The 7,330-nt window shown below is 59.6% G+C and carries 8 protein-coding genes; 1 reads left to right on the top strand and 7 read right to left on the bottom strand.

The genetic code is table 11. The annotated features are described in order from the left end of the window. The 6 genes from AC1RMF_RS13170 to mnmH all read right to left on the bottom strand — a co-directional run. A partial coding sequence (locus tag AC1RMF_RS13170; RefSeq protein WP_493141973.1) for a transglutaminase-like cysteine peptidase occupies window positions 1-413 on the bottom strand: 413 nt, incomplete at its 3' end. A gap of 393 nt (window positions 414-806) precedes the next feature. Further along, window positions 807-1,379, bottom strand: a complete 573-nt coding sequence (locus AC1RMF_RS13165; protein WP_493141972.1) for a hypothetical protein — start codon at window positions 1,377-1,379, stop codon at window positions 807-809. Window positions 1,380-1,397: 18 nt separating this feature from the next. Continuing rightward, window positions 1,398-1,667 (bottom strand): hypothetical protein, encoded by a 270-nt coding sequence (locus tag AC1RMF_RS13160; RefSeq protein WP_493141970.1) that lies wholly within the window; start codon window positions 1,665-1,667, stop codon window positions 1,398-1,400. Between the two features lie 817 nt (window positions 1,668-2,484). Next, window positions 2,485-3,105: a LysE family translocator gene (locus AC1RMF_RS13155; protein ID WP_493141968.1), complete on the bottom strand. Its 621-nt coding sequence runs from the start codon at window positions 3,103-3,105 to the stop codon at window positions 2,485-2,487. Window positions 3,106-3,188: 83 nt separating this feature from the next. Further along, on the bottom strand, window positions 3,189-3,926 hold the full coding sequence (locus tag AC1RMF_RS13150; RefSeq protein ID WP_493141966.1) for an AraC family transcriptional regulator: 738 nt from the start codon (window positions 3,924-3,926) through the stop codon (window positions 3,189-3,191). A gap of 103 nt (window positions 3,927-4,029) precedes the next feature. Beyond that, window positions 4,030-5,085: a tRNA 2-selenouridine(34) synthase MnmH gene (mnmH, locus tag AC1RMF_RS13145; protein ID WP_493141964.1), complete on the bottom strand. Its 1,056-nt coding sequence runs from the start codon at window positions 5,083-5,085 to the stop codon at window positions 4,030-4,032. A gap of 41 nt (window positions 5,086-5,126) precedes the next feature. On the opposite strand from mnmH, the gene selD reads away from it, so the two are divergent. Further along, a complete protein-coding gene (selD, locus tag AC1RMF_RS13140) occupies window positions 5,127-6,212 on the top strand; it encodes a selenide, water dikinase SelD (RefSeq protein WP_493141962.1) in 1,086 nt (361 codons plus the stop codon). On the opposite strand, the gene AC1RMF_RS13135 is transcribed toward selD, so the two are convergent. Then, entirely contained in the window at window positions 6,209-7,315 is a 1,107-nt protein-coding gene (locus tag AC1RMF_RS13135) for a transglutaminase-like domain-containing protein (protein WP_493141960.1), read from the bottom strand. The two genes, selD and AC1RMF_RS13135, sit on opposite strands and share 4 nt — an antisense overlap. Window positions 7,316-7,330: the final 15 nt, after the last annotated feature.

Here is a 7,330-nt window from a genome sequence, read left to right as displayed (position 1 = left end):
TTAACGTAGACCAATCGCAACTTGTCTGCGGAAACACCAGCCAGCTTCAGTGAGTAGTACTTTGCAAGTGCATACCCCGTGCAATGTGCTGCACCTCGTCCAAGCGTTTCATTGGGCGTTGGCCAGTAGTCCTTGTCTGCCCAAATTTCGGTTGAGTCCTTGAAGAGGATGTTCCTGTTGTAGAAGTCATTAATTTTCTTCATCTTTTCTGCCTCTTCGGCGCGAACCAAACTGGTCAACAACGCTCTCCATGTCTCAAACTTTGGAGCAGCAGCTTCCCCCCATAACAACAGAAAAGACGAGCGCATCAAGTCCGGATTCGGATTGCTGAATGCGAAATCACTAAAACGAAGCAGACCAACTAGTGCAAACATGCCGATCAGTAGCTTAGGTTCAACCTTTTCCAAAGCCATAGTCTGCCTATATTGATTCCAATTGCGTCTCCACGATTTTTGTCAAAAATAACTGGCGAAACAGAAGTCTCCTGCAAGCCACAATTGAAATCGTTCATGGTATTCCGATTGAAGTTCAATTTATTGGCGTACGACTTCTGCCAGGTTCTACGGCGGTAAACAATGAGTAAAGTTTCGTTAAGTCAAGTCGTATCTCCGAAGTGACTCGGTCGCTGTGGCCAGTACTGCCAGCGCAAGTGACAACATCTTCGGCGCTGACAAGGGTTTGCCTTGGGCCTTGCAGAGTTCAATGGACAGATTGCTTTCTTGTATCGGATTTGCTGACACATGTCATCGCCATTTGTCGACTCTGGTGGCCTTTGCGCATGTGCAGAAAGCAATGCAAGCCCACCATCACAGCTTCTTCGCCGCTACCCAAACAGAATCCTTACCCGTCGCCTGATACCAGCCCTTGAACAGCTTCCGATCTGTTTCAAAGGGTTCCGCCAAGGGCTCCCTTGGGTCCTCACTCAATGCATAAGCCATGCCCTCGACAAACCACGATGGTTTGAAAAGAAGAGGAATGACACCAATCTGCTCAGCTTGCAAGACGTGAATCATCTCGTGCCGAACGTAGTACGGCTTCCAAGCCCTTGGTCCAATGACTGTGCCAAAGTGGCCAACGGTAACGGCGGAACGGGCGCCCAATCCAAAGGACTCGGCGCAGGCAACCGTTGCGCAGTAGATGACTTTCGGGTTCTCGCTCAATGGGGTCAAGGCAGACGCGACAAATGCTCTGCCTTCCGCATGAAGCGCCTTTGCTTCGTCCAATTTGGATGCGTCATCCAGACAGACGCCATCCACTGGGCAAGTGATACCGATGAAGCCAGGTGCCAGGACCCGTATGGGCTTCACCACGAACCATGCCGCGATGGGGACAACGACAAAGATGAGGAGTGCCAGGCGTTTGAATGAGAGAGACGTCATGGACCAAGATCTTTTCTGCTATTTGCATTTTCCGGTCGCGGCCGAATAGACCAAGTACGGCAGTGCCAACAGCCCACCGAGGGGCTTGGAGTTGTTTCGTTTGATGTCATCGGTGGAGTCGTTGAGGCAATCGGGTATCGTGCCGGAAGCTATCCCTTTGGCTAGCTCATTGCTTGGGGGAACACCACCTGCATTGAGCTGCCGGTTGGCGGCTTGCGCGATGCTTTCAGGACCGGTGCGCCGCGCCGCATTGGAAATTGCCTGGGGTGAAATGTCCAGTGGCTGCAAATTGCCGTCGTCTTTTGCCGGTGCATCGTGCTTGGCCTGGGCAGGTGACTCAGGAACCTGGACCTGTACGCCTGCGTCTGAAGCGTTTTGTGGTGAGGGCTCCGTCCGCTCACGTCGGGCAATCCTACTCGCCGTGTCAACAGTGTTACCTTGTCTTTCTGTGGATTCGTTGGAAGGTGGAGGCAGGGTCCGCAGCCTCAGTGTGAGGAAAGTGGGCTCTGGTGGTGTAAGACGTATGGGCTCTGCATTCCGCCAGCCGGCGACGAGAAGGCTGCAGTGCAGTACCACCGATACGAGCAGCGCAAACAGTATGCGCCGGCTCGTTTCGGGGAGAGGCGAAGTGGATGTGTTGGGTGAAGACAGAGAAATATTCACGTCTTTCTCGCCGTCAAATGCTGAGTCGGATTGTTCTTACAAGAAGTAAGAGCCTCAGTCTAGCGCAAGATGTTGCGCCTCTTCTGGAGGCGCTGAGTGCTTAATTACGCTGCTGTTTTTGCTGATTCAACCACCTACACGCTGGCTGCGGCGACGCAAGCCCAAACACGAGAGTAGGCACGCTAAGGCGTCTTTGATCGCATCGAAATATATGCTTCGGGAAGACCTGCGTGAAGGTCTGTTTGCAGTTTGGTGACCTATCACTCGCAACGATTGGAGCCGAAGATGCAGTGCCCTACAAACAAACTCACGGGAACGGAGGCTACAAGCCAGGCCACGAAGATTTGGGAAAGTGTCAACGAATCCATTTGGTGTGCTCCTTTTGAAAGAGCACGCAGGATCGCAAAATGGTGTCGTTAACACGAGCATTGTTATGCTGAGTTTACGGTGTGCCCTCGGTCCATGCCAACCTTGCCGCCATGAAGACGAAGGCCACTGCAAAGCTCTTGCGCAGCCCGGCCTGCACGGTAGGTGTCTGAATCACGATGCTCCGAAAGCCGTGAGCCAACATGCCGTAACCCACGAAAACCGCCAAGGTCATGGTCATGAAAACGGCACTCAGCACGCCAAATGCCACAAGAGGCTGCGCAGCGGAAGCGTCCATAAATTGGGGTAGGAAGGCCAGAAAGAAGAGCGAGAGCTTTGGATTGAGCGAGTTCAGCAAGATGGCCTTGGTTACCAGACTCCATGCACGGACAGGCGGGCGTGCTTCGTCAACCGTGAAGGCAGTTCGGTCACGCCAGGTCAACACGGCCAGATAGAGCAGATACAGCACGCCCAGCACCTTGAGCGCCTGAAAAGCAAGGCTGCCAGCGTGCATGGCTGCGGCTAACCCAAGGCCTGCAGCCAACATGTGCGGCAAGATGCCCAGCGTGCAGCCCATCGCCGCATACACACCCGCCAAGCGCCCCTGCGACAGCGCAGTGGAAACCGTGAGCAACACGCCGGTTCCAGGAGTGACGACCACCACCAACGAGGTCACAAGAAATTCAAGACTGATCATGAAAGGCCCTTCCGCCATGAAGAACACACCCGGTGGTGTGTTGGGGCCATCTTCGTTGCGGGTGGGCCGTCGGGTCTTGAACGTTATTGCAGCCTGTGCTGCGCGTGTTGCCACATGCCCGGTGTGTAGCCGAGGAACCGTTGAAAGGCGCGGGTCATGTGGCTCTGGTCGGCAAAGCCACAGGACAGGGCCGATTCCGTGAGCGAATATCCCTTGGCTATCCGCGCCTGTGCGCGGTGCAGCCGTTGCTGCTGCAGCCAGGCAAAGGGCGGCAGACCAAACGTCCGCGCAAACTGGCGCACCAACTGGAAACGCGAAAGCCCTGCTAACTTCGACAGCGCTTCAAGCGACGGCGGCGCGTCCATCTGGTCCAGCAGACTCTCGCGGACCGCGCACAACGTAGAGGGAAGCACATCGGGCAGTGCCCGGTTGCCATAACGCTGCACCAACATGCCCAGGGTGTGGGTGAGCATTTCCTCTGCGCCAGAGTCCGGCCCCTGTGTGGGCGCCCAGTGCCGTAGCAGTGCATCAACCGTCTGGCGCAGCTCGGCATCCTCCAGCACGGGGCGGGTCAACTCCACAGTATCCAAGCCCACCGCATCCGCCATGAGCTGCGTAGAAACATAGACCATACGCCAACACCGTGGACGCCGCTGCAGGGGCACACCATCGTGTATCTCACCGGGGTTGGTGGTGATGATGTTCCCGGCAAGTGATTCCACTGGTCCGCGACCACTGGCAGAGACCTGACCACCCGCATCCATCAGCCCGAATCCAAAACTGTCATGGCAATGCCTGTTAAAGGCGCGATTGCTGTGCATGTGCACCGCATGCACACCCGAGACCGGGCCGTTTAGTACAACGCAACGGTGGAATGGCGGGGACATGGCTGGGGCTAGGGGCGAATTGATTGGAAGAACAGACTCAGGACGCAGCAGCCCCAATAGCCCGAGCCAGCGCTTCAATCCCCTCGGCCGACAAATCCTGCGCAACAAAAGTAGCCTGCGGCGTACTGGCCTCGGCGTGGTTGTTCAGCGAGCGCAGGTAAAACCGGTCGTAGTGCTGGGACAGCAGCTCGGCCACCAGGGTGGCGAATTCCTTGCTGGCGGCCAGTGACTTCCAGCGCTTGACGGTTTCGCCACCGCACAATTCCTTGAGGCGGTCCAGCTGCTGCTCCAGCACCGGGCCGCTCAGGAAGTAGTCATAGTCGCGCAGCAGGAACTGCACGCGCTCTTCCATGCTGGCTTGCACGCGCACCCAGTTGCCGCTTTGTATGCCTTCAAACACCGCATCGGGCACGCGCAGCTGCCCCACGCGCTTGCTCTCGGACTCCACAAACACCGGGCGCGCCGGATCAAAACGCGACACTTCGGCGAGTACCAGGGTTTCGAACATCTTTTGCGAAGGCTGCGGCTGCCCCGGCAGGTCGCCCAGCACCGAGCCTTTGTGTTGCGCCAGCGCTTCCAGGTTCAATACCTGATGACCCAGGCGCTCCAAAGCTTCGAGCACCCGCGTCTTGGCGCTGCCGGTGGGGCCAGCCACCACGGTAAAGCGCAGGGCCTGTGGCAGGCTACCCAGTTGCTCGATCACATGGTGGCGCCAGGACTTGTAACCGCCCTGCAGGCGCTTGGCCGACCAGCCCACCTCGCGCAGGATGTGGGTGAAAGCGCCGCTGCGCTGGCCGCCGCGCCAGCAGTACACCAGCGGCTTCCAGTTCTTGGGTTTGTCGGCGAAGTAGGTCTCGATATGGTTGGCCACATTGCGCGCCACCAGCACCGCGCCGACCTTGCGCGCCTCGAAGGGTGACGCCTGCTTGTACAAGGTACCCACGATGATGCGCTGTTCGTTGTCCAGCACGGGGCAGTTGATGGCACCGGGAATATGGTCTTCGGCAAACTCGGCAGGGCTGCGCGCGTCGATGATGGTGTCGAACTCGGCCAGCTGCTCAACAGTCGCACGGGTATGATCAATTGAAGTCAATGGGTGTCCCGTTGCATGTTGAATCAGAGACGCAATTTTATATGCCGACCACCAGCTCCCCCTCCTCCCTTGCCAACCCCGAAACCGTGGCGGCCATTCGCCTGACCGAATTCAGCCACGGCGGCGGCTGCGGCTGCAAGATTGCGCCAGCGGTGCTCTCGCGCCTGCTGGCCAGCAGCAACATGCCGCTGCTGCCGCCGGACCTGCTGGTGGGCACCGAGACCAGCGACGATGCCGCGGTCTACAAGCTCAACGACCAGCAGGCCGTCATCGCCACCACCGACTTCTTTACGCCCATCGTGGACGACCCGTATGACTTTGGCCGCATTGCCGCGACCAACGCGCTGTCGGACGTGTACGCCATGGGCGGCACGCCCTTGTTTGCGCTGGCCCTGGTGGGCATGCCGCTGGGCAAGATTCCGGAAGAAGCAATCCGCCTGATCCTGGCCGGTGGGCAGGACGTGTGCAAGGCCGCGGGCATTCCGGTGGCAGGTGGCCACAGCATCGACACGCTGGAGCCCATCTACGGTCTGGTCGGCATCGGTCTGGTGCACCCCGACAAGGTCAAGCGCAACAACGCGGCGCAGGCCGGCGATGTGCTGATCCTGAGCAAACCGCTGGGTGTGGGCATGCTGTCTGCGGCGCTCAAGAAGGGCACGCTCTCGGCCGAAGGCTATGCCGACATGGTGCGCTGGACGACCAAGCTCAACACACCCGGCATCGCCCTGGCCGACCTGCCCGACGTGCACGCCATGACCGACGTCACCGGCTTTGGCCTGGCCGGCCATCTGCTGGAAATTTGCCGCGGCTCATCGCTGTCTGCGCAAGTGACATTTGATGCAGTCCCCGTGATTCTGCTGGCCGCAGAGATTGCACAGAGTGGCATCGCCACCGGAGCCTCCAAGCGCAACTGGGATGGTTACGGCAGCAGCATGCTGTTGCCCCCCGGATGCGAGCTGTGGAAGCAGAACATGCTGTCGGACCCGCAGACCAGCGGCGGCCTGCTGATTGCCTGTGCGCCGCATGTGGCGGATCAGGTGCTGGGCATCTTGCGTGCGCAAGACTTCAGCGAGGCGGCGGTGATTGGCCGCCTGGCCACCGGAGCGGCACAGGTTCAGGTTATCTAAACCGTCAGTTCCTTGGCCGAGATGGTGTAGCGGAAGCTGTCGGGCGCCAGCTCGTCAAAGCGACCGTTGCCGTTCTCGCCTTGCGGATACATCAGGAACGGCAGCGTCTGTGGCCGCGAGTAGTTGGGCAGCTTCAGGTCGTGGGCGGTGTTCCAGCCCACCCAGTTGCCTTCCCAACCTCCGAACAGGCCCTTGGCCACGGGTGCAGAGACCGGGTTGGAGACGTCCTTGATCCACTCGGGTGTTTCCTGGCGCATCACCTTGAGCACGTCGGCCGGGTCCATCGCCACCCAGCCATATTCCTTCAGGAAGACTTCGGCGCGGCAATGCTGCGCGCCCTTGAGGCTGGCCGAGTTGCCGCCCAGCTCCTTGTAGCCAAAGGCGGAAGGCGCCACACGCAGGCCGTAGATGTCGCGCGCGGGCACGCCCACCGCACGGCACAAGCCGACAAAGATGGCGTTCAGGTCGGCGCACTTGCCGCCCAGGTTGCCGCTCTCCAGCATGGCCTTGATGTCGCCCACACCGCAACCGCGTGTGCTGGGTTCACGGTAGGCGTTGTCCACCACCCATTGGTAGATGGCGCGCACTTTCTCGACATCGCTGCCCGCGCCCTGAATGGCCTTCTTGGCGGTCTCCAGTACCACGCCATCAATCGGCAGCAGCTCGGTGGCGGCCAGGTTGGCGCGCAGCACGACGGGGTCTTCGTGAGCCGCCACTTTGCGTGACCAGTCGATGGCGCGGTTGCGCGTCTGCACCGCGCTGGTCAGCGACAGCGTTGGCGCGGCCACGTCGGCCGCAAACTCGGCGTACAGCATGCGTGTGCCGGTCCTGGCGTCAGACACCAGGCGCGCACTGGTGGCGTTGCCGCTCCAGCTGTTGAGACCAGCGCGTTGGAAGTCGTTGTCCAGATCAGGCACCGGCAGCCAGATGCGGGTGACACCCTTGGCATCTGCGACCTGGACATTGGTGGTGACTTCAAAGGTGCGCCAGCCCTGAACCTGCGGCTCGAAGCGGCGCTCGGCAGCAAAGGCGCGTTCAAGAATGGTGGGGGTGGCGATGGCGGCGCATCCGGCTTGCAGCATGCGGCGGCGTGTAAGGGTCATGGTGGAACTCGCAAA

It is taken from the genome of Rhodoferax sp. GW822-FHT04A08 (assembly GCF_058801025.1).
The sequence above is the reverse complement of the archived record's forward strand: the minus strand, read 5'-3'. Positions and strand labels throughout refer to the sequence as shown.

What these genes read in the sequence shown, in the direction of transcription:
- AC1RMF_RS13165 (WP_493141972.1), bottom strand. Translation starts at nt 1,379, where the DNA reads ATGACGTCTCTCTCATTCAAACGCCTGGCACTCCTCATCTTTGTCGTT.
- AC1RMF_RS13155 (WP_493141968.1), bottom strand. Translation starts at nt 3,105, where the DNA reads ATGATCAGTCTTGAATTTCTTGTGACCTCGTTGGTGGTGGTCGTCACT.
- AC1RMF_RS13150 (WP_493141966.1), bottom strand. Translation starts at nt 3,926, where the DNA reads ATGCACAGCAATCGCGCCTTTAACAGGCATTGCCATGACAGTTTTGGA.
- selD (WP_493141962.1), top strand. Translation starts at nt 5,127, where the DNA reads ATGCCGACCACCAGCTCCCCCTCCTCCCTTGCCAACCCCGAAACCGTG.
- AC1RMF_RS13135 (WP_493141960.1), bottom strand. Translation starts at nt 7,315, where the DNA reads ATGACCCTTACACGCCGCCGCATGCTGCAAGCCGGATGCGCCGCCATC.